Origin of the sequence: Pseudothioclava nitratireducens, from assembly GCF_029210495.1 — a bacterium.
GTDB classification, from domain to species: Bacteria; Pseudomonadota; Alphaproteobacteria; order Rhodobacterales; family Rhodobacteraceae; genus Pseudothioclava; species Pseudothioclava nitratireducens.
In genome coordinates, this window is the sequence record NZ_JARGDK010000002.1 from 322998 (window position 1) to 343162 (window position 20165).

At 64.0% G+C, this 20165-nt stretch carries 18 protein-coding genes and 2 tRNA genes; 18 read left to right on the top strand and 2 right to left on the bottom strand.

Annotation, left to right across the window (positions count from 1 at the left end; genetic code table 11):
• The first annotated feature begins 25 nt into the window (after window positions 1–25).
• Window positions 26–1807, top strand: coding sequence for a trypsin-like peptidase domain-containing protein (locus P0X85_RS03795; protein ID WP_275808682.1), 1782 nt, complete (start codon window positions 26–28; stop codon window positions 1805–1807).
• A gap of 168 nt (window positions 1808–1975) precedes the next feature.
• Here P0X85_RS03795 and P0X85_RS03800 read toward each other — a convergent pair whose 3' ends face one another.
• Window positions 1976–3424, bottom strand: coding sequence for a TrkH family potassium uptake protein (locus P0X85_RS03800; protein ID WP_275808683.1), 1449 nt, complete (start codon window positions 3422–3424; stop codon window positions 1976–1978).
• Between the two features lie 195 nt (window positions 3425–3619).
• On the opposite strand from P0X85_RS03800, the gene P0X85_RS03805 reads away from it, so the two are divergent.
• Complete coding sequence (locus tag P0X85_RS03805; RefSeq protein WP_275808684.1) at window positions 3620–7054, top strand: pyruvate carboxylase; 3435 nt, start codon at window positions 3620–3622, stop codon at window positions 7052–7054.
• A gap of 206 nt (window positions 7055–7260) precedes the next feature.
• Here the strand turns inward: P0X85_RS03805 and P0X85_RS03810 are convergent, their stop codons facing one another.
• Window positions 7261–7458 (bottom strand): CsbD family protein, encoded by a 198-nt coding sequence (locus P0X85_RS03810; protein WP_275808685.1) that lies wholly within the window; start codon window positions 7456–7458, stop codon window positions 7261–7263.
• A gap of 178 nt (window positions 7459–7636) precedes the next feature.
• On the opposite strand from P0X85_RS03810, the gene P0X85_RS03815 reads away from it, so the two are divergent.
• The 16 genes from P0X85_RS03815 (at window position 7637) to P0X85_RS03890 (ending at window position 20146) form a co-directional block, all read left to right on the top strand.
• Window positions 7637–7711, top strand: a tRNA-Gly gene (locus P0X85_RS03815).
• Between the two features lie 35 nt (window positions 7712–7746).
• Window positions 7747–7821: transfer RNA gene (locus P0X85_RS03820), tRNA-Gly, on the top strand.
• Window positions 7822–7969: 148 nt separating this feature from the next.
• Window positions 7970–8557: an imidazoleglycerol-phosphate dehydratase HisB gene (hisB, locus tag P0X85_RS03825; RefSeq protein ID WP_275808686.1), complete on the top strand. Its 588-nt coding sequence runs from the start codon at window positions 7970–7972 to the stop codon at window positions 8555–8557.
• A 24-nt stretch (window positions 8558–8581) separates the two neighbouring features.
• Window positions 8582–9223, top strand: coding sequence for an imidazole glycerol phosphate synthase subunit HisH (gene hisH, locus P0X85_RS03830; RefSeq protein ID WP_275808687.1), 642 nt, complete (start codon window positions 8582–8584; stop codon window positions 9221–9223).
• A gap of 95 nt (window positions 9224–9318) precedes the next feature.
• Entirely contained in the window at window positions 9319–9849 is a 531-nt protein-coding gene (locus P0X85_RS03835; RefSeq protein ID WP_275808688.1) for a porin family protein, read from the top strand.
• A gap of 343 nt (window positions 9850–10192) precedes the next feature.
• Window positions 10193–10405, top strand: a complete 213-nt coding sequence (locus P0X85_RS03840; protein ID WP_275808689.1) for a Flp family type IVb pilin — start codon at window positions 10193–10195, stop codon at window positions 10403–10405.
• Between the two features lie 102 nt (window positions 10406–10507).
• Window positions 10508–11335, top strand: a complete 828-nt coding sequence (gene cpaB, locus P0X85_RS03845; protein WP_275808691.1) for a Flp pilus assembly protein CpaB — start codon at window positions 10508–10510, stop codon at window positions 11333–11335.
• A gap of 19 nt (window positions 11336–11354) precedes the next feature.
• Entirely contained in the window at window positions 11355–12824 is a 1470-nt protein-coding gene (locus tag P0X85_RS03850) for a TadE/TadG family type IV pilus assembly protein (protein ID WP_275808693.1), read from the top strand.
• Between the two features lie 5 nt (window positions 12825–12829).
• Complete coding sequence (locus P0X85_RS03855; RefSeq protein ID WP_275808695.1) at window positions 12830–13333, top strand: TadE/TadG family type IV pilus assembly protein; 504 nt, start codon at window positions 12830–12832, stop codon at window positions 13331–13333.
• A gap of 74 nt (window positions 13334–13407) precedes the next feature.
• Window positions 13408–13986 (top strand): TadE/TadG family type IV pilus assembly protein, encoded by a 579-nt coding sequence (locus tag P0X85_RS03860; RefSeq protein WP_275808697.1) that lies wholly within the window; start codon window positions 13408–13410, stop codon window positions 13984–13986.
• Between the two features lie 13 nt (window positions 13987–13999).
• The gene (locus P0X85_RS03865; protein WP_275808699.1) at window positions 14000–15205 is read left to right on the top strand and encodes a CpaE/TadZ family protein; all 1206 of its coding nucleotides are present in this window, start codon (window positions 14000–14002) and stop codon (window positions 15203–15205) included.
• A 3-nt stretch (window positions 15206–15208) separates the two neighbouring features.
• Complete coding sequence (locus P0X85_RS03870; RefSeq protein ID WP_275808701.1) at window positions 15209–16624, top strand: TadA family conjugal transfer-associated ATPase; 1416 nt, start codon at window positions 15209–15211, stop codon at window positions 16622–16624.
• A gap of 3 nt (window positions 16625–16627) precedes the next feature.
• Window positions 16628–17599 (top strand): type II secretion system F family protein, encoded by a 972-nt coding sequence (locus tag P0X85_RS03875; protein ID WP_275808703.1) that lies wholly within the window; start codon window positions 16628–16630, stop codon window positions 17597–17599.
• A 10-nt stretch (window positions 17600–17609) separates the two neighbouring features.
• Entirely contained in the window at window positions 17610–18605 is a 996-nt protein-coding gene (locus P0X85_RS03880) for a type II secretion system F family protein (protein ID WP_275808705.1), read from the top strand.
• Between the two features lie 294 nt (window positions 18606–18899).
• Window positions 18900–19676, top strand: a complete 777-nt coding sequence (locus P0X85_RS03885) for a helix-turn-helix transcriptional regulator (RefSeq protein WP_275808707.1) — start codon at window positions 18900–18902, stop codon at window positions 19674–19676.
• Entirely contained in the window at window positions 19676–20146 is a 471-nt protein-coding gene (locus P0X85_RS03890; RefSeq protein ID WP_275808710.1) for an A24 family peptidase, read from the top strand. The genes P0X85_RS03885 and P0X85_RS03890 overlap by 1 nt, the downstream gene beginning before the upstream one ends.
• Window positions 20147–20165: the final 19 nt, after the last annotated feature.

Consider the following 20165-nt stretch of genomic DNA (forward strand, 5'->3'; position numbering starts at 1 on the left):
AAAAAACAGTTTTGAGGTATTGGGAATGAAGTCAGCGCGGCGCACCGTTTCGGCCATTGTCGGGGCTTGCCTGACCGGGATGATCTGGACCGGCATGGGCTGGGCGGAACCCGCCTGGGTGCAGATCGAGGCCCGCTCCTCGCTGCGCGAAGCACAGACCCGCGCCTCGGAATGGGCCGAGACATTTCCCGATGTGACAGGCTACGCGATGAGCACCGGCTGGTATGCGATCGCAATCGGACCTTTCGACAGCCCCGAAGCCGCCGAAGCGCGCCTGCGTGTGCTGCGCGGCGAGCGCCTGATCCCGAACGATTCCTACATCTCGGACGGGCGGCGCTTTGGTCAGCAGTTCTGGCCGGTCGGCGCGAACCTCGCCCCCGCCACCCAGACCCCGGAAACGGCCGCACCCGAAACCACAACGACCGAAACCGCTGCCCCCGCCGAGGCCGCCCCAGTCGCCGCGCCCGAACCGGTCGCGCCTGTCGAAGCCCTGGCCGACTCGCGTCGGCTTGAGGCCGCCCTCACCCGCGAAGAGCGCATGGAGATTCAAGCCGCGCTGCAATGGCAGGGCTTCTATACCTCCGCCATCGACGGCGCTTTCGGACGCGGGACCCGTGGCTCCATCGCGGCGTGGCAAACCGCAAACGGCTTCGAAGCGACGGGCGTGCTGGCCTCGGCACAGCAAGCCGCACTGCTTGACGCAGTCGCGCGCGAGCGCGCCGAACTGGGCCTGACCACGGTCACCGAGGGCGAGGCCGGGATCGAAATCGAGCTGCCCATGGGGCTTATCGAGTTCGACCATTACGACCCGCCCTTTGTGCATTACCGCGCCAAGGATGGCTCGGGCGTGCGTGTCCTGCTTCTGTCGCAGCAAGGCGACCAGACCACGCTTTTCGGGCTTTATGACGCGATGCAAACGCTCGAAATCGTGCCCGTCGAAGGCCCGCGCGAGCGTTCGCGCTCTGGCTTCACGCTCACCGGCAAGAACGACAAGATCCACTCGTTTACCGAGGCAGAGCTGAAAGGCGGTCTGATCAAAGGCTTCACCCTCGTCTATCCGGCGGGCGACGAGACCCGCATGGCCCGCGTGCTCGAAGCGATGCAAAAGAGCTTCACGCCGCTTGGCGACAAGGCACTCGACGACACGCTCGGACAGCCGCTCGCGGTCTCGGGTGAGGCGCTGATGGCGGGGCTGAACGTGCGCAAGCCGCTTTTTGCGCGCTCGGGCTTCTATCTGAACGCCGAAGGTGCGGTGCTCACCGCCGCCGCAGGGCTGGAGCAATGCAGCCGGGTCTCGATCGAAGATCACGAGGCCACCATCGCATGGCGCGACGCTGCGCTCGGCATCGCAGTCCTGACCCCCGCCGATCCGCTGGCCCCTGCCGCTGTGGCCAAATTCCAGATCGAGCAGTCCCGCCCCGGCGCGTCGCTCGCCATCGCGGGCTTTTCCTATCCCGAGACGCTCTCCGCCCCGGTCCTGAGCTTTGGAACGCTGTCAGACCTCGAAGGCTTGGCTGGCGAACAGACCCAAGCCCGCCTCGCCGCCGCCACGCTTGACGGCGATGCCGGCGGCCCGGTCTTCGACGCAACCGGATCGGTGATCGGCATCCTGCTGCCCAAGGCGCATATCGCGGGCAAACGCCTGCCCGATGATCTCTCGGTCGCAGTTCAGGCGACCGCCATCGCCCCTGCCTTGGCCGAAGCGGGCTTTGCGCCGGTTGCGTCGGATCGCAGCGGCTCGCTGGCCGCCGAAGACCTGACCGAGATCGCGCAGGATCTCGTTATTCAGATCGCCTGCTGGGAATAATCGGACCGAAGGGGGGCGGTCTGCCCCCCTCTGGGCTCCGCCCATTCACCCCCCGAGGATATTTCGCGCGATTGGATGCAGAAGGCCTGCTTTGATCCAATCGCTTCAAGTATCCCGGGGGTGAATTTGCCGTCAGGCAAAGAGGGGGCAGAGCCCCTTCGGCCGCCTTCAGGGCCGCCAGAAACGGGGCAGGAACAGCACGAAGACCGACAGCAACTCAAGCCGCCCGATGCACATTCCCATCGACATCAACCATTTCGCTGCCTCCGGGAAATGGGTGATCGAACCGTTCGCGCTTATCTCTGGCCCCCAGGCCGGACCGACATTCGCGATGGCCGTCCAGGCGGCCGTCAGCGCCGTGCGCGTTTCAAGCCCGGTCATGGTCAGCGCCACGATCAGCAGCCCGAAGCTGAGGATGAAGAAGCTGAAAAACGCGACGACCGAGTTCACGACCTCATCCTCGACGGGCCGGTCGTCATAGCGTACGCGCGCGACCCGGTGGGGCGAGTGCAGGCGGCGGATCTGGGTCTTGATCGCTTCGAACAGGATCAGATAGCGGAAGACCTTGACCGAGCAGCCGGTCGAGGCGGTGCAGCCCCCGATCAGCCCCACGATGATCAGCACGACAAAGGCCATATGGCCCCACTGCGTGACATCCTCCGAGGCGTAACCCGTGCCCGTGAAGGTGGAAACGACATTGAAGGTCACCTCGCGGAAAGTAGACCAGAAGGGTGCTTCGTGCCGGATCATCCGGTAGAGCACGATCGCGCCGATCGCATAGCCATGCCAGCGCAGGAAGGCGCGCACCTGCGGGTCGCGCCAAAGCGGTGTGACCTGCCCTTGGGTAAGCTGCACAAAGCGGATGAAGGGCATCGCGGCCAGCAGCATGAAGACCGAGGCCACATATTCCGGCGCGCCCTTATAGGCGGCGAAGCTTGCATCTTCGGTCGAAAAACCGCCCGTGCTCACCGTGGTGAAGGCATGGACAATCGAGTCATAGGCGTCCATCCCGACCATCGCATAAGCCAGCGTGCAAATGACCGTCAGGCCAACATAGATGCGGATCAGCGCGGTCGAGATATCCATTGCGCGCGGTAGAACTTTGCCAAGCGTATCAAACCCTTCCGAACGGAAGAACTGCATACCCCCGACTTTCATCACCGGCAGGAAGATCATCGCCACGATGATGATCCCCAACCCCCCCAGCCATTGCAGGATGCCGCGCCACAGGTTCGTGCCCATCGGCAGATCGTCGAGTTCAGGGATCACCGTCGTGCCAGTGGTGGTCAGGCCCGACATGGCCTCGAAATAGGCATCGGTGAAGGAAAGCCCCGGCTCTCCTATGACGAAGGGCAAGGCGCCGAAACCGGGCAGGACCAGCCACACGAAAGTGGTCAACACGAAGCTCTGGCGCAGGGTGATCATGCTTTTGAGCGCATCATGGCTGGCCAACGCCACGAGACCGCCCGCCGCCATGGTGATGATCGCCGCCTCCAGAAAGGCCCGCCAATGCGGATCGCCATAGGCGAAATCTACCGCCGCAGGCACCAGCATCGCCAGCCCCAGAACAGCGGTGAGCATTCCGATAATGTAACCCACGGGGCGCAGATCGATCATGGCCCTTGCTTGCCTGCGAGCGATTGCCACTGTCAATAGCGCGTCGCAACGCGGCATCGAAACGTCTCATCCCAACCGGCGCTTTGCAAACTTCGCAAATTGGTCAGAAAATTTGCTTAATTTTGCAATTTCTTCTTGCGCTGCGGCGCGGCATCGCTACCGTCTGCCTCGCAATTCCGAGGGGGAGTCCGCGCCATGTTCCAGAAAATCCTTGTTGCCAACCGCGGCGAAATCGCCATCCGCGTGCTGCGCGCCGCGAATGAGATGGGCAAAAAGACGGTCGCCGTCTATGCCGAAGAGGACAAGTTGAGCCTGCATCGCTTCAAGGCGGACGAGGCCTATCGCATCGGCGAGGGCCTCAGCCCCGTTGGTGCCTACCTCTCGATCCCCGAGATCATCCGCGTGGCCAAGGAATCGGGCGCCGACGCGATCCATCCGGGCTACGGGCTGCTGTCGGAGAACCCCGATTTCGTCGAGGCCTGCGCAGCGGCAGGGATCACCTTCATCGGCCCCAAGGCCGAAACCATGCGCGCGCTCGGCGACAAGGCGTCGGCGCGCCGCGTGGCGATCAAGGCAGGCGTCCCGGTGATCCCGGCGACCGAAGTGCTGGGCGACGATTTCGATGCGATCAAGGCCGAGGCTGCCGAGATCGGCTACCCCCTGATGCTCAAGGCCAGCTGGGGCGGCGGCGGTCGCGGCATGCGTCCGATCCTCGGTCCCGATGAGCTGGTCGAGAAGGTCCGCGAGGGTCGCCGCGAGGCCGAGGCCGCCTTTGGCAACGGCGAGGGCTATCTCGAAAAGATGATCCTGCGCGCTCGCCACGTCGAGGTGCAGTTGCTCGGCGACACCCATGGCGGTCTCTACCACCTGTTCGAGCGTGACTGTACCGTGCAGCGCCGCAACCAGAAGGTCGTCGAACGCGCGCCCGCTCCCTATCTGAGCGAGGCCCAGCGCACCGAAGTCTGCGAACTCGCGCTCCGGATCGGCCAAGCGGTCGGCTATCAGAACGCGGGCACCGTCGAATTCCTGATGGATATGGACTCGGGCGCGTTCTACTTCATCGAGGTGAACCCGCGCGTGCAGGTCGAACACACCGTCACCGAAGAAGTGACCGGGATCGACATCGTGCAATCGCAGATCCGCATCGCAGAAGGGGCCACGCTGACCGAGGCCACGGGCGTCTCGCGTCAAGAGGACATCACCCTCTCGGGTCATGCCGTGCAATGCCGGGTCACGACCGAGGACCCTCAAAACAACTTCATCCCCGATTACGGGCGACTGACGGCCTATCGCTCGGCAACGGGCATGGGCATCCGCCTCGATGGCGGCACGGCCTACGCGGGCGGCGTGATTACCCGCTACTACGACTCGCTTCTGGTGAAGGTCACCGCATGGGCCCCGACCCCGGAAGCCGCGATCAATCGCATGGACCGCGCCCTGCGCGAGTTCCGTATCCGCGGCGTCAGCACCAATATCGACTTCGTCATCAACCTGCTCAAGCACCCGACCTTCCTCGACATGAGCTACACGACGAAGTTCATCGACACGACGCCGGAGCTGTTCCAGTTCAAGAAGCGGCGCGACCGGGCGACCAAGATCCTGACCTATATCGCGGACATCACCGTGAACGGTCACCCCGAGACCGCAGGCCGCCCGAAACCCCATGCCGAGGCCAAACCGCCGAAACCGCCCGTCGCTTTCGGAGAGTTCCGGCCCGGCACGCGGAATCTCTTGGAGGAAAAAGGCCCGCAAGCGGTCGCCGACTGGATGAAGGCGCAGACCAAACTGCTGGTGACCGATACGACGATGCGCGACGGGCACCAATCGCTTCTGGCCACGCGGATGCGCTCGATCGACATGGTCGAGGCCGCGCCCGCCTATGCCGCCAATCTGGGCGATCTCTTCTCGGTCGAATGCTGGGGCGGGGCGACTTTTGACGTGGCCTATCGCTTCTTGCAGGAATGCCCGTGGCAGCGCCTGCGCGACATCCGCGCGCGGATGCCCAACATCATGACGCAGATGCTTCTGCGTGCCTCGAACGGGGTCGGTTACACGAACTACCCCGATAACGTGGTCCAGTTCTTCGTGAAACAGGCCGCCGAAACCGGCGTCGATGTGTTCCGCGTATTCGACAGCCTGAACTGGGTCGAGAACATGCGCGTGGCCATGGATGCCGTGGTCGAGGCGGGCAAGGTCTGCGAGGGCACGATCTGCTACACGGGCGACATCCTCGACCCGGACCGCGCGAAGTATGACCTGAAATACTATGTCGGCATGGCGAAGGAACTGGAGGCCGCAGGCGCCCATGTTCTGGGCCTCAAGGATATGGCGGGACTTCTGAAGCCCGCCGCCGCCCGCAAGCTGATCAAGGCGCTGAAGGAAGAGGTCGGCCTGCCGATCCACTTCCACACGCATGACACCTCGGGCATCGCGGGCGCGACGGTTCTCGCCGCCGCCGATGCGGGCGTGGACGCGGTGGATGCCGCGATGGACGCCTTCTCGGGTGGCACCTCGCAACCCTGCCTTGGGTCTATCGTCTCGGCCCTCGACAATACCGAGCGCGACACCGGCCTCGACATCGCCGCAATCCGGCGCATGTCGAACTACTGGGAAGCCGTGCGCCACCAATATACCGCCTTCGAGAGCGGGCTCGAGGCGCCCGCCTCCGAGGTCTACCTGCACGAAATGCCGGGGGGGCAATTCACCAACCTCAAGGCGCAGGCACGCTCGATCGGACTTGAGGAGCGCTGGCATGAGGTCGCGCAAGCCTATGCCGATGCGAACCAGATCTTCGGCGATATCGTGAAGGTCACGCCGTCGTCGAAAGTGGTCGGGGACATGGCGCTGATGATGGTGGCGCAGGGCATCTCCAGGGATGACGTGCTTGACCCCGCCCATGAGGTCGCCTTCCCCGAGTCGGTGCTCGACATGCTGCGCGGCAATCTCGGCCAACCGCCCGGCGGCTGGCCCGAAGCGATCACCAGGAAGGTGCTCAAGGACGAGAAACCCTCGACCGAGCGCCCCGGCAAGCACCTCGCCCCGGTGGACCTCGAAGAAACCCGCGCGAAACTCTCGGCGGAGCTCAACGGGTTCAAGGTCGATGACGAGGATCTCGCGGGCTACCTCATGTATCCCAAGGTCTTCCTCGACTACATGGGCCGCCACCGGCAATACGGGCCGGTGCGGACCCTGCCGACGCCCGTCTTCTTCTATGGCATGGAGCCGGGGCAGGAAATCTCGGCAGAGATCGACCCCGGCAAGACGCTGGAAATCCGCTTCCTGACGCTGGGCGAGACCGACGACAAGGGCGAGGTGAAGGTCTTCTTCGAACTGAACGGCCAGCCCCGCGCGATCCGCGTGCCCAACCGTGCAGTGAAGGCCGCAACCGCCGTCAAGCCCAAGGCGCAGGACGGCAACCCGAACCAGATCGGCGCACCGATGCCGGGCGCGGTCGCCTCGGTCGCGGTTCAGGCAGGTCAAAAGGTAAATGCAGGCGATCTTCTGCTGACAATCGAAGCGATGAAGATGGAAACCGGCATCCATGCGGACCGCGCGGCCACCGTCAAGGCGCTCCACGTCACCGCAGGTGCCCAGATCGACGCAAAAGACCTGCTGATCGAACTCGAGTAACCACTCGAACAAAGAAGAAGGGGGGTTGTTTGCCCCCCTCTGGCTTCGCCATTCACCCCCCAAGGATATTTGGAGCGATTGGAATGCGAAGGTTTTACCTCATCCAATCGCCCGAAATATCCCGGAGGTGAATTTGCCAAAGGCAAAGAGGGGGCAGAGCCCCCTCTCTCCGGCGCCCCAATCGGGGCGCAACATCACTCCGAGGCTCAGAGGCTTTCGAAAAAGCTGTCCACTTCCTTGCGGACCTCTTCCTTCGATTTGCCGTAGCGCTCCTGAATGACGCCTTCGAGGCGCTCCCGGTTGCCTTCGATCTGGTCGATCTCATCATGGGTCAGATCGCCCCATTTCGCCTGCACCGCGCCTTTGATCTGTTTCCATTTGCCTTCAATCTGGTCGTTGTTCATAGCTTTTCTCCGTAATTGCGGGTGATGCCGCGTGGCCTCACGCGGTCTTCGCTGGCTCAACGTCCGGGTTGGGCGCGCGGTTCCATGCCGCCTGGTTCGCAATTTTGGCGAAGCGGGCAATTTTCCTCTTGCACAGCGCCGCGAGACCCCCTAAATCCGCCTCCACCGAACCGGCAGCGCGGGCGTAGCTCAGGGGTAGAGCATTACCTTGCCAAGGTAAGGGTCGTGAGTTCGAATCTCATCGCCCGCTCCAGTTCGGACCCAGGCCACAAGGCCGAAGCTCAGGATGCGGGCGTAGCTCAGGGGTAGAGCATTACCTTGCCAAGGTAAGGGTCGTGAGTTCGAATCTCATCGCCCGCTCCAAACAAAAAGCCTCCCTCGCGGGAGGCTTTTGTCGTTTCGGACCACCGTTATATCCGCGCAACGCCGTAGCGCAAACAGTCCAAGCCCGCTTAACAAGCCCCGCGCCCGGCCCTATAAGGCGATGAAACCGCAGCAGAAGGAACCGCCCATGCGCACCGCCTCGATCACGCGCGAGACCGCCGAGACGCAGATTTCCGTCGAGATCAACCTCGATGGAACGGGCGCGTATGACAACCAGACGGGTGTCGGCTTCTTTGACCACATGCTCGACCAATTGGCCCGGCACTCGCTGATCGACATGGTGATCCGCGCCAAGGGCGATCTGCATATCGACGACCACCACACGGTCGAGGATGTCGGTATCGCGCTTGGTCAGGCGCTGGTGAAGGCCTTGGGCGACAAGCGCGGCATCCGCCGTTACGGCCATTTCGCGCTGGCGATGGACGACACGCAGGTGACCTGTGCGCTGGATCTTTCGGCGCGCCCGTTCCTCGTGTGGAATTGCGACATGCCGACCCAGAAGATCGGAACCTTCGACACAGAGCTGGTGCGCGAGTTCTTTCAGGCGCTCTCGACCAACGGCGGGATCACGCTGCATATCGACCGGGTGCATGGCTTCAACAGCCACCACATCGCGGAAGCCGCGTTCAAATCGGTCGCACGCGCATTGCGCATGGCGGTCGAGATGGACCCGCGTATGGCGGACACCCTGCCCTCGACCAAGGGCGCGCTCTGAGCGCTGCCAACCCGGAGCCCTATCATGTCCCTGACCGCACTCGTCGATTACGACTCGGGCAACCTGCACTCGGCACAGAAAGCGTTCGAGCGGATGGCGCATGAGGCCGGGCACGGGACCATCGTCGTCACCTCGGAACCCGATGTCGTGGCCAAGGCCGACCGGATCGTGTTGCCGGGGGACGGGGCCTATCCCTCCTGCCGGGCAGCGCTGTTTCGCTTCACGGGTCTGTTCGACGCGATCGAAGAGGCCGTGACCCGGCGCGGCGTGCCGTTCATGGGGATCTGCATCGGCATGCAGATGATGGCGACGCGCGGGCTCGAATTCGAGCCGACCGCCGGCTTTGGTTGGATACCCGGTGAAGTGGTGCGCATCACCCCCGAGGACGAGACCCTGAAAGTGCCGCATATGGGCTGGAACGATCTGGTGATCGACAACCCGCACCCGGTGCTCGACGGTGTGCGCACGGGCGATCACGCCTATTTCGTGCATTCCTATCACTTCAAGGTCGCCACTCCGGCCCACCTGCTCGCCCATGTCGACTATGCCGGGCCGGTGACGGCCGTGGTCGGACGCGACAACATGGTCGGCACCCAGTTCCACCCCGAGAAATCGCAGGCCACTGGGCTGCGGATCATCTCAAACTTCTTGCGCTGGAAGCCCTGAGGCGCCAGCCGCAGTCCGCGCACAACAAGTTTACCTAGGGTAATCAGCCGATCCGTGATAGGCTTGCCGCAGCAATTGCCTGAAAGGACTTTATTATGAACATCACGGGTCTTGTGCTCGGGATGGCCGTGTCCTTGGCCGTTCCGACCATCGCCAGCGCACAGATGGCTGGCGAGATTTACGGCGGCGTCGCGATCGAGGGGGATGCCGATTATGGCGGCGTCAATTTCGACCTCGACAGCGGAGGCGCCTTCGGGATCGGCGCCTATTATACAGGTTTCGCGCCGATCGAGGTCGGCCTCGACATCATGGGCACAAGCCGCGATTACAGCGGCTACCAATCCGCGCTCAAGTCGCAATCGGTCATGATCAACGGGCGCTATGTCTTCCCGCTGGCGGGGGCGACGGACGCCTATGTCGGGCTTGGCGTCGGCGCGATCAAGGTCAAGTATGACGGCGCAAACCAGTTCCCGGCCTTTACCGGGGATGACACCGTGGCTGGCGGGCAGGTGGCGGTGGCGCGCGCTATGCGTTCGGCGCTGCCATCGGCTTTGGCGAGTTGCGCTACCAGACAGCGTTCGATGATGCCGATATTCAGGGCGAAGCGGTCGAATACGACTCCATGAGCGCCCTCGTCGGTCTTCGCTTCAGCTTCTAGGCTGGGCGAAACACCGGGGGCACCGGCACTCCCCCAAGAGCCGGCCAACCGCCCCGCCCCGCGGCGCAAAGCCACCTGATCCCCCCGCACCCCGTCGCGGGGGGCTTTTCTTTTTCGGAGGCCATTCGGGCCTTGATCCGGCCACCGCTGCCAAAGCTTGCAACCCATACGTGCAATCCTCCCTCGTATGAAGGATGCGCCCGGAAGTCCCCAAATCTAGACTTAACCATGGGCCATCGCGTCTCCGGTTCAGCGGCGCAAACGGTCCGAAACGCCGAATTGATCGGCCTTCCAAAGTGGTGGAGACCAATATGAAAAGCTTTGTCCTCAAGACCTTCAGCCGCCTGCGCAAAGACGAAGACGGGGTGACCCTTGTCGAATATGGGATTGCGCTCTCGCTCGCGCTCGCACTGGGCACGACCGCCCTGCTCTATCTGGCCAGCGACGTGCAAGGCTCGATGGATGCCGCAGGTGAGGCGATGCCCGATGCAACGACCGTTCCGGTGACCCGTCCGGCCGGTTGAACGGACGGATGCGGCCCATTCGGCGGTCGCAGCCTTTGTCAACGGGTCTGCGGGGCCGCCCCCCGCAGCCCGACCTCACTACGCCAAAAACAGGAGCCAACCATGCGGATCGCATCCCTTCTGACATTCGTTGCGGGGCTCGCGGTAGCAGGCGGCTCGGCGTGGCTCGCAGGCGATTTCTTCGAAGCGAAATACGCCCGCGCCAATGCCACCAACGAGCGTGACGACGGGCTGGTAACGGTCGTCGTCGCCTCGCAGAACATTCCCTTCGGCCAGATCGTCGACGCAACCAAGCTCGAAACGATTTCATGGCCCGCCGCCGCCCTGCCCAAGGGTAGCTTCACCGATTACGCCGGGCTGTTGCCGGGCGCAGGCTCGCAGCCGCGCCGCGCCCGCACGCCGATCGCGCAAGGTGAATTGATGCTGGCCTCCAAGCTCTCCGACTTCGGCGAGAAGGTGACCATCGTCCAGTCCCTCGGCCCCAACAGCCGCGCCATTGCGATCAAGGTGAATGCCGAAACCGGCGTGGGGGGCTTTGTCACCCCCGGCGACCGCGTCGACATCCTGCTGACCCAAGGCCGCGACAAGACTTTGAAAACCGTCACGATCTTGCAGAATATCCGCGTGATCGGCGTCGATCAGGAGGCGAACGAAAACACCGATCGTCCCGAGATCGCCCGCACCGTCACCGTCGAGGTCTCGCCCAATGACGGCCAGAAACTCGCATTGGCGCAGAAGGCGGGCACGCTGAGTCTCACGCTGCGCACGCTGGAGGAAACAGAAGTGCTGCCGCTCGAAGCGATCAGCCTGCGCGACGTCCTGCGCGAACCCGAACCCGCGCCGGTCGCGGATGCGCCCGCCCCTGCGCCGACCGTGCGCTCCGTCATCGTGCGCCGTGGCGTCGTCGCCACCGAAACCGAATTGCGTTGAGTGCCGGAAAGGGGGCCGAATGGAGCGCGCTGCCCGCCATATCACCGGCTTTGCCCGCGACGAGAGCGGCACGATCCTTGTCTTCGTGGGTATGTGCCTGGGCGTTCTGCTGGGCATCATCGCGCTCTCGTTCGATCTGGGGCGCGTCGGCATCACCCGTACCGAGTTGCAGTCCTTCGCGGACCATGTCGCCCTCGCCGCCGCCGGAGAGCTTGACGGCAATGCCGATGCGATCACGCGCGCCATCAGTGCCGCGGCGCTGATTTCCGACCGGCAGACTTTTGGCTCCGCCGATGCGGCGCTGTCCGGTGCAGCCGATTACACGCTTACCTTTCTCTCGGCCCTGCCCGGCCTCGATGTGGACAGCGCTTTCAACGCCACCGCCATGAGCGCCGTCACCAGCGATCCGGCGGATGCGGCCTTCGTCAGGGTCACCGTCACCCCGACGACCGTGCCCAGCACCTTTGGCGCCGCCTTCTCGGCTGTGACCGGGCATCGCGGCATCGACGAAAGCGCCAGCGCCAGCGCCGTGGCAGGCTTCAGCCTTCAGGCCTGCGACGTGACCCCGCTGATGTTCTGCATCCCAAGCCCGACCTTCTCGGCGGATGCCGCTGTCGGGCAGATGATCCGGCTGCGCTCGGGCGGCAATGGCGCGGCTTGGGGGCCGGGCGATTTCGGCTTTCTCGACCCCGCCAAGATCAAGGTCGACGACGAAGGACCCTGCGCGGGCAAGTCTGGCGTCAATCTCGATGCCTGTCTGCTGGGCGCGGTCAATTCGATCACCCAGTGCTTCAACCAGCGCGGCGTCGATATCGAGCCGGGCCAGAAAGTCGGCATAGAGGACGCGATCTTCAACGTGCGCTTCGATATCTACAAGGCGATCATGAACGGCGAGAAAAACGATCCCGACTATGCGCCCGCTCCGAATGTCATCAAGGGGATCGTGCCCAAGGGCGGCGGCGATTGCATCGGCAATAACGAGGAGATCTCGCCCGATACGCTGGGGTTGCCGCGCGACGATTGCTTTGCGTCGGGGGGCTGCGGGCGGTTTGGCGATGGCATCTGGAGCACCGGCCGCACCGCCTATGTGAATGTCAATTACGGTGGCGACGATCCGCATCCCGAGGCGCTTACACGCTACGATTACTACATGGCCGAGATCGACGCCGCGACGTCGGATGGCATTCTCGACGGGCTGTCAGAGACCGGATTGCCGGTCTGTTCCTCTAGCCCGCCGGCGGACCCTGATCGGCGGGTGATCATCGCTGCGGGCATCGATTGTGCCGCAAACCCGATCTCCGGCGCGGCCAGCGGCGTGCCCGTGAAGGAATTCGTCAAGATTTTCCTGACCGAACCGGTGGGCGACGACGGCACCTCGCCCCCCAAAGTCGATATCTGGGGGGAAATCATCGGCTCTGCCAGCAACGGCGGAGAGGACGCTTTGGGGACTGGCGGGATCGTGCGCGATCTCGTCCAGCTTTACAGGTGAACCCGATGGTGACCCGCCTGCCCCTTCCGCCGATAGCCCGGCGCTTCTGGCGCGACGAGACCGGCGCGCAGCTTGTGGAATTCGCCTTTGCGCTGCCGCTCCTGCTGCTGCTTTTCGCGGTCACGATCGAGGGGGGGCGGATGCTTTGGGCCTATCAGAGCGTGGCCTCGGGCGTGCGCGATGCGACCCGCTACCTTGCCCGCGTCACCCCGCGCGACATCTGCGAGCGGGGCACGGGCGTGGCGGGCTATACCGACCGGCTCGAAGGGATCGTGCGCAATGCCCAAACCGGCGAGGCGCTGTTCCCGAACGGCATTCAGGTGACCGAGGTCTTGCCGTCGCTCGCCTGCAACCCCGGCGACTATCGCGGCACCAACGCCCCGATCGTGACGGTGAGCGCCGTGCTCCAGATTACCTTCCCCTTCTCGGGCATCTTCGAATTCGTCGGCGGATCGCGCCCGACGCTGAACACCGCGCTGAGCGATCAAAGCCGGGTTTACGGCTCATGACGGCGCGGCGCGCATATAGTGGCCCGACAGGGTCGCGCCTCACCCGCTTCGCTCGGGACGAAACCGGTGCAACCATGGTCGAATTCGCCATGGTGCTGGCGCTGCTTTTGCTCATTATCTTCGGGCTGATCGACTTCGGGCGGCTGGCCTTTCACATTGTCACCGCCGAGCGCTCGATGCAGATCGCGGCGCGGGTGGCCGCGGTGCGCCCCCCGGCCTGCGCGGGCGTTCCAAGCATCCACCGCCGTAGCGCCAGCGCCAGTTCAACCCCGGAATTCGGCACGAATTGCAATGCCGGCAGCGATATCTGCGCCGATGTTGGCACGATCACCTGCAACGGCGACAGCGGCAATGACACCGCCTGGGAGATCTGGCGTCTGGTACAGGGCAGCCTGCCGGTGGACGCCGATATCAGCGCGCTGCGCTTCAGCTATGCCTTCGACCCCGACCTTGGTTTTCTGGGCGGCCCCTATGTGCCGATGGTCACGGTCGAGCTCGACAATGTGACCTTCGAATTCATCTCGCCGCTCTCTGCACTGGCCGCACTGGCCGGCGCGACCGCGACGAGCACCGAGATCGACGCAGACATCACCCTTCCCAGCATGAGCGTCTCGCTGCCCGGCGAAGACCTTGCGATGGGAGAAACCGGATGAGAGGAGACAGGCCATGACCCGCACGGAGAAATCCATCGTGCTGATCGCGCAGGATCAGGCGCTGGGCGCCCGCATCGAGGCCGCTCTGGACCAGATGCCGGGGCTGAGCGTCACGAACTGCGATGCCTCGCTGACCGGTCTGAACGGCAAGGCGCAAGGGCTTGCCCAGTCGAGCGACCTGATCATCTTTCAGGCCCAGCGCGAAGCCGCCCCCGATCTCGAGGCGCTGCGCGCGATCCGCGCGGCGGGGGCGCAGACCCGCATTCTTGCGCTCAGCGATGACGATGCGCCGCTCGCTACGGTTCACGCGCTGATGCAGGCAGGGGTCGCGGAAGTGTTGCCCGCAACGGTCGAACCAGCCGAACTGGGCGAAGTCGTGAGCCGGCTCACCGCCCCGCGTCGGCTCAACCTGAGCCCGGTCGAGAGCCGTCAGGGCAAGGTCTTTGCCGTCGCCAAATCGCGCGGCGGCATCGGGGCTACGACCTTCGCGGTCAATCTCGCCGACAAGCTGCGCGGGGCCGTCAAGGGCCACGGCAAGCTGGCGGATCACCGCGCGGTTATCGTCGATCTGGACGTGCAGTTCGGCACCGTCGCAAGCTTTCTCGACGTGCCCCCGAACCAGGCGCTCTACCGCATGGCGCAAGAGCGCATCGACCCGGATGCGACCTTCGTGGATCAATCGGTCAAGACCGCCCCTTGCGGGCTTTCGGTGCTGGCCGCACCGGCGGGTTTCATGCCGCTCGACGCGCTCCAGCCCGCGCAGATGGCCGCGCTGATCGAACACCTGCGCCAGCGTTTCGACTATGTCGTGATCGACTTGCCGCATGCGATGGTCGAATGGGTGATGCCGGTGCTCGAAACTTGCGACCGGATGTTTCTGGTCAGCGGGACATCGGTGCCCTGCATTCAGCAGGCGCGGCGGCTCATCGACTTTTTCCGGGGCGAGAATGTCGCCCTGCCAATCGAGGTGGTGATCGGTCAGGAAAAGCGCCCGTTGATCCGGTCGCGTCATCACACCGAGGCTGCAAAGGCACTCGACCAAACCTTCCGTTACTGGCTTCCGCCGGACCGCAAACAAGCGGAGGCCGCAATGGATAGCGGCCGCCCCTTGTCGCAGACCGCCAATGGCTCCGCGCTGACCAAGGCGATCGGCAAGGTCGCCAAAGACATCATCTCGGGTGCCGACGCGCCCGCAACCGCTACGCCGGAAAGGAGCTGATACATGTTCAAGGATTTCACGAGTTTCGTCGCCCGCTCCCCCAAGGCCGAGAATGTCCTGCCCTTCGCCGCCAGTGCCGCGCCCCGTGCGGCCACGCCCACCGCGCCCCCGGTGCCGCCGCTCCACGTGCCCTCGCCCGAGGAAATCGAATTGCAGCAATCGCTCGAACTCAAGAGTCAGCTCCATGAGGTGCTGCTTGAACGGCTGAACCTCGCCGTGATCGACAAGGTCGAGCCCGAGGAACTGCGCCGCGACGTGGGCGCTCTGGTCACCGAGGAACTGCGCCAAAGCAATACCCCGGTGCGCGCCGAGAAGCTGAAGACACTGGTCGATGAGCTGATGGACGAGGTGTTGGGCCTCGGTCCGCTGGAACCGCTGATGGCGGACCCGACAGTCAACGACATCCTCGTGAACGGCCACCGCAACGTCTATGTCGAGCGCAACGGCATCCTCGAACGCGCGCGGGCGCGGTTCCGGGACGAACGCCACCTTCTGCGGATCATCGAAAAGATCGTCTCCCGCGTGGGACGCCGCGTCGATGAGAGCAACCCTTGGGTCGATGCCCGCCTTGAAGACGGCAGCCGGGTGAACGCGATCATCCGGCCCTGCTCCATCGACGGGCCGAGCCTCTCGATCCGGAAGTTCTCGCGCAATCCGCTGACGCTCGACCGGCTGGTCGAGATCGGCACGCTGAACGATGCCGCCGCACGGTTCCTGGAATCGCTGGTCGAAGCGCGGATGAACATCCTGATTTCGGGCGGCACGGGTTCTGGCAAGACCACGCTCCTCAACGCCATTTCGGCCGCCATCGACCATCGTTCGCGGATCGTCACCATCGAGGACGCCGCCGAATTGCAGCTTCAGCAGGCCCATGTCGTCCGATTGGAAACGCGCCCGCCGAACCCGAACGGGCAAGGCGCGGTGATGCAGCGCGACCTCGTGCGCAACGCCCTGCGGATGCGCCCCGACCGGATCATCGTCGGCGAGGTGCGCGGCCCCGAGGCTTTCGACATGCTGCAAGCGATGAACACCGGGCATGACGGCTCGATGACGACGGTGCACGCCAACTCGGCCCGCGATGCGCTCGCCCGGATCGAGCAGATGGTGACCATGGTCGGCGCCGATATGCCACTCTCGGCGATCCGCTCTCAGGTCGCGGCGGGGCTGCATATCGTGGTGCAACTCGCCCGCCTCTCGGATGGCCGCCGCCGCATCGTGAGCATCAGCGAACTGACCGGGCTCGAAGGCAATGTCATCATGCTTCAGGACATCTTTGTCTTCCGCAAGAAGGGTAAGGCCGAGGACGGCACCGTGCTGGGCGAGTTCACGCCCACCGGCATCCGCCCGCGCTGCGTCGAGGCGCTGGTCGAGGCGGGCCTCAAGATCGACCCAGCCGATTTCACCGTCAAAAGGGGCTGAACCATGCGTGCGTTCTTCACCGATCAAACGCTTGGCTATCTCGTCTATCTTGGCATGATGCTTGGCATCTTTCTGGCCTTCACCGCGATCACCAGTTTTCTGAGTGGACGCGAAAGCCGCAAGGAGGCGCGTTCACGCCGACTGCGCCTGATCCGCGACGGGCACAGCCTCGAAGAGCGCCTTGCGATCCTCAAACCGCCCTCCCGCGCCTCGGGCGTCTCGAAAGTGCCATTCTTTGGCAGCTTGCCCACGCAACTGCGCCAGGGTGGGGTCGAGCTGCGCAGCGGCACGTTCATTCTCGCCTGCTGCGCGCTCGCGCTTGGCAGTTTCGTTGTACTGGTCACGCGCCTGCCGGTCGTGCTCTCGGTGCTGATTGCCCTCGTCATCGGCTTTGCGCTTCCCTTCGCCGCGCTTCATGTCCGCGTCGCCCGACAGACGGAAAAAATGATCCTGCAATTGCCTGATGCGCTGGACCTGATGGCACGCGGCCTCAAGGTCGGACACCCGCTCAACACCTCGATCGGGGCGGTCGCCCGGGAAATGCCGGACCCGATCGGGCGCGAATTCGGGATCGTCTACGATCAGGTCAGCTATGGCGACGACCTGCCCGAGGCCTTTCAGGACATGGCCGAGCGCGTCGAGATCGAGGACGTCTATTACCTCTCGGCCAGCATCGGCATCCAGCACGGCAGCGGCGGCGATCTGGCCCGCGTGATCGAGGTTCTGTCCAAGGTGATCCGCAACCGCATTTCGATGCGGCGCAAGATCCGCGCGATCTCATCGGAGGGGCGTGCCTCGGCGCTGTTCCTGTCGGTGCTGCCCTTTGCAATGTTCACCTTCACGTCGATCAGCGCACCCGACTACTACGGCGGGGTCCGCGACGATCCGCTGTTCATACCGCTGGCCGTGACCGTCCTTGGACTCGTCGCGGCCAACCTTCTGATCCTGCGCAAGCTGGTGAATTTCCACGTCTGAGGAGGCCCACATGCTCGATTACCTCGACAAATTCGCACTCCGTATCGGGATCGCGCTGGAAACCTTGCTGGCGCTTGGGATCGGCTTTGGCGTGGCGCTGGTGATGTGGGGGATCTATGCCGCCTTCTTCCGGCCCGACCCCGCCATTGCACGGCTTGCCGCGATCGGCGGCGCGCGGCGGCAGGAGCGGCTGGAGCGGGCGCTCCTGCGCGCACCCGACAAGACCCCCGGCGGGCTGATGAAGGCCTTCCTTCCGGGCGAAAAGGAAAAGCGCAGCGCCTTGCGGCGCAAGCTCGCACAGGCGGGAATGGGCGGCGATAACGCGCTGCGCAACTACACGCTGGTCCGCGTTCTTCTGGCAACGGGGCTGCCGCTGCTGTTTCTGATGCTGGTGATTGCCGCGCGCACGCCCGGGATCGCGCTGCCGCCCGCTATTGGCGAAAGGCTGGCGAACCTCTCGGGACTTGCGATCTATCAGCTCCTGACTGTGCTGCTGGCGATCGGGTATTTTCTCCCGGCCCTCTGGCTCAGCCAACGCGTCACCGAGCGCCAGTTGCGTATCGAAGAAGGCTTTCCGAATGCGCTCGACCTGTTGCAAATTTCGATCGAGGCCGGGCTCGGCTTTGACGCGGCAATGACCCGGGTCGGCAATGAGCTGATGCACAGCTCGCGCGACATCGCGCTCGAATTCCTGACCGTGCAGCATCAGGTGCAGGCGGGCCGGATGCGCGACGCCGCGCTGCGCGACATGGCCGAGCGGATCGGTCTGGAGACTGTGCAGTCCTTTGCGAATGTCGTTCAGCAATCCATGCAATTTGGCACGCCGATGGGACAGGCCATGACCACATATTCGGACGAGCTGCGCGAAACCCGCGAGATGCGGGCGCAGGAAATGGCCAATAAATTGCCGGTGAAAATGTCGATGGTGCTCGCCTCGCTGATGCTGCCCGCGCTGATTATCCTGACTGTGGGGCCAACCTTCATCCGCTATATCCGCCAATTCTGAACCGCGACTCGCCCGCGTTTTCCCTTTGTCCAACCTGCGCGCCGCACGCTATTCGGGCAATTTCCCTCGGCAATCATACAAAAAACGCAACCCCAGGTTGCTCGCCCCGCCCAAATACAGACTAAATCCCTTATTTTATTGACCTTTGGGATAATTCCTTGCGACCCTATTCACAGACCGGTGACCAACCGGCGAAAACTGAACCGGCTTTGTGGGGAAACCGGGAGGGTGGCTATGAAGACTGTCGGAGCCGGGAAAACCGGACAAGATAGTGTGCGTGCAATGGAAGCTGGAATGATCGGCGCCATCGCACAATGGTGCGAGTGTTTGCACGGGTCTGACCCTTTGCTCATGTCTTTGGAATTCATCGGAAATGGCCTTGGCGCACAGGCGGTTGCTCTGGCGCGCCATGGGCGGGTGGGCCAAGAAGGCCGTGTTCTTTCCTGGGATGGCGGCGGCGCGGATGTGCGCGGCGGCCCCGTCGAACGCAGCTATGCGCGCGCCGTGATCGGCGAGTATTTCGACAAGGCGCGTCCCGGGACGCTTTGGTTCCGCTCCATGATCGACGACACGCAGGCGCCGGAACTGGCCGCGCTGCATCGCCGGCGGCATTTGCACGAACTGGTCGTCATCCCGCTCGAAACAAGCGAACGCGGCATCGACGTGCTTGAGCTGCATTTCGAAGACCCGTTGCGCAACTATCAGCACGCGCTGCTGAACATTCTGGCACCGGTTCTGACCCGGACCTGGAAGAACCGCGCGCGCGGCCTGTTCACCGAGGCGCTGCTCCGCGTCGGCCCGCGCCCGCAAGAGGTGCCCGCAGCCCCGATCCTGAGCATCGACAACCCGGCCCGCCTGAGCCGCGCCGAGTATCGCGTCTGCCTGTTTCTGAGCCGCGGCCTGACCATGGATGAACTCAAGGCGGAACTCGGCATCTGCGAGTCGACGCTGCGCACCCATCTGAGCAATCTCTACGCCAAGACCGGCACCGCCAACGCTGCGGAGCTGATCTACCAACTGGTCTCGGTTGCCCCCTTCAGCCCGGAGCAAAGCCGTCACCGGGTGGCCTGATGCGCCCCGATCTGGTGCCATTGCTCGTGCTGATCCCGGTGCTGCTAAGCGCCGCTCTGAGCGATCTGCGCGCGCTGCGTATCCCGAACAGCCATGTGCTCACCGCGCTGGCCCTGTTCGTGCTGAGCGCCGGTGCCTTTGTCACGCTTCCCGAGATAGCGCTGCGCCTGATCGCCGCGACCATCGTGTTAGGGATCGGTTTCGGGCTGTTCGCGCTCAGACTTTTCGGAGGGGGCGACGTCAAGATGCTGGCAGCGACCACATTATTCATCCCCTCCGACCTGTGGCTGAACTTTGCACAGGCTCTTTCGGTTGCGCTGTTGCTGGGTAGCGCAGGCATCGTGCTGCTCCAGCGCCCGGCGCTTGCACGCCGCTTGCCGTGGGAAAGTGCGCGCCAGACGGGTCGGTTACCGATGGGCATCTCAATCGCGCTCACGCCTCTCTTGCTGATCGGCGCGCAACTCTGGTGAGCGAACGAAAAAACCCGGC

What these genes read in the sequence shown, in the direction of transcription:
- P0X85_RS03795 (WP_275808682.1), top strand. Translation starts at nt 26, where the DNA reads ATGAAGTCAGCGCGGCGCACCGTTTCGGCCATTGTCGGGGCTTGCCTG.
- P0X85_RS03800 (WP_275808683.1), bottom strand. Translation starts at nt 3,424, where the DNA reads ATGATCGATCTGCGCCCCGTGGGTTACATTATCGGAATGCTCACCGCT.
- P0X85_RS03805 (WP_275808684.1), top strand. Translation starts at nt 3,620, where the DNA reads ATGTTCCAGAAAATCCTTGTTGCCAACCGCGGCGAAATCGCCATCCGC.
- P0X85_RS03810 (WP_275808685.1), bottom strand. Translation starts at nt 7,458, where the DNA reads ATGAACAACGACCAGATTGAAGGCAAATGGAAACAGATCAAAGGCGCG.
- hisB (WP_275808686.1), top strand. Translation starts at nt 7,970, where the DNA reads ATGCGCACCGCCTCGATCACGCGCGAGACCGCCGAGACGCAGATTTCC.
- hisH (WP_275808687.1), top strand. Translation starts at nt 8,582, where the DNA reads ATGTCCCTGACCGCACTCGTCGATTACGACTCGGGCAACCTGCACTCG.
- P0X85_RS03835 (WP_275808688.1), top strand. Translation starts at nt 9,319, where the DNA reads ATGAACATCACGGGTCTTGTGCTCGGGATGGCCGTGTCCTTGGCCGTT.
- P0X85_RS03840 (WP_275808689.1), top strand. Translation starts at nt 10,193, where the DNA reads ATGAAAAGCTTTGTCCTCAAGACCTTCAGCCGCCTGCGCAAAGACGAA.
- cpaB (WP_275808691.1), top strand. Translation starts at nt 10,508, where the DNA reads ATGCGGATCGCATCCCTTCTGACATTCGTTGCGGGGCTCGCGGTAGCA.
- P0X85_RS03850 (WP_275808693.1), top strand. Translation starts at nt 11,355, where the DNA reads ATGGAGCGCGCTGCCCGCCATATCACCGGCTTTGCCCGCGACGAGAGC.
- P0X85_RS03855 (WP_275808695.1), top strand. Translation starts at nt 12,830, where the DNA reads ATGGTGACCCGCCTGCCCCTTCCGCCGATAGCCCGGCGCTTCTGGCGC.
- P0X85_RS03860 (WP_275808697.1), top strand. Translation starts at nt 13,408, where the DNA reads ATGGTCGAATTCGCCATGGTGCTGGCGCTGCTTTTGCTCATTATCTTC.
- P0X85_RS03865 (WP_275808699.1), top strand. Translation starts at nt 14,000, where the DNA reads ATGACCCGCACGGAGAAATCCATCGTGCTGATCGCGCAGGATCAGGCG.
- P0X85_RS03870 (WP_275808701.1), top strand. Translation starts at nt 15,209, where the DNA reads ATGTTCAAGGATTTCACGAGTTTCGTCGCCCGCTCCCCCAAGGCCGAG.
- P0X85_RS03875 (WP_275808703.1), top strand. Translation starts at nt 16,628, where the DNA reads ATGCGTGCGTTCTTCACCGATCAAACGCTTGGCTATCTCGTCTATCTT.
- P0X85_RS03880 (WP_275808705.1), top strand. Translation starts at nt 17,610, where the DNA reads ATGCTCGATTACCTCGACAAATTCGCACTCCGTATCGGGATCGCGCTG.
- P0X85_RS03885 (WP_275808707.1), top strand. Translation starts at nt 18,900, where the DNA reads ATGATCGGCGCCATCGCACAATGGTGCGAGTGTTTGCACGGGTCTGAC.
- P0X85_RS03890 (WP_275808710.1), top strand. Translation starts at nt 19,676, where the DNA reads ATGCGCCCCGATCTGGTGCCATTGCTCGTGCTGATCCCGGTGCTGCTA.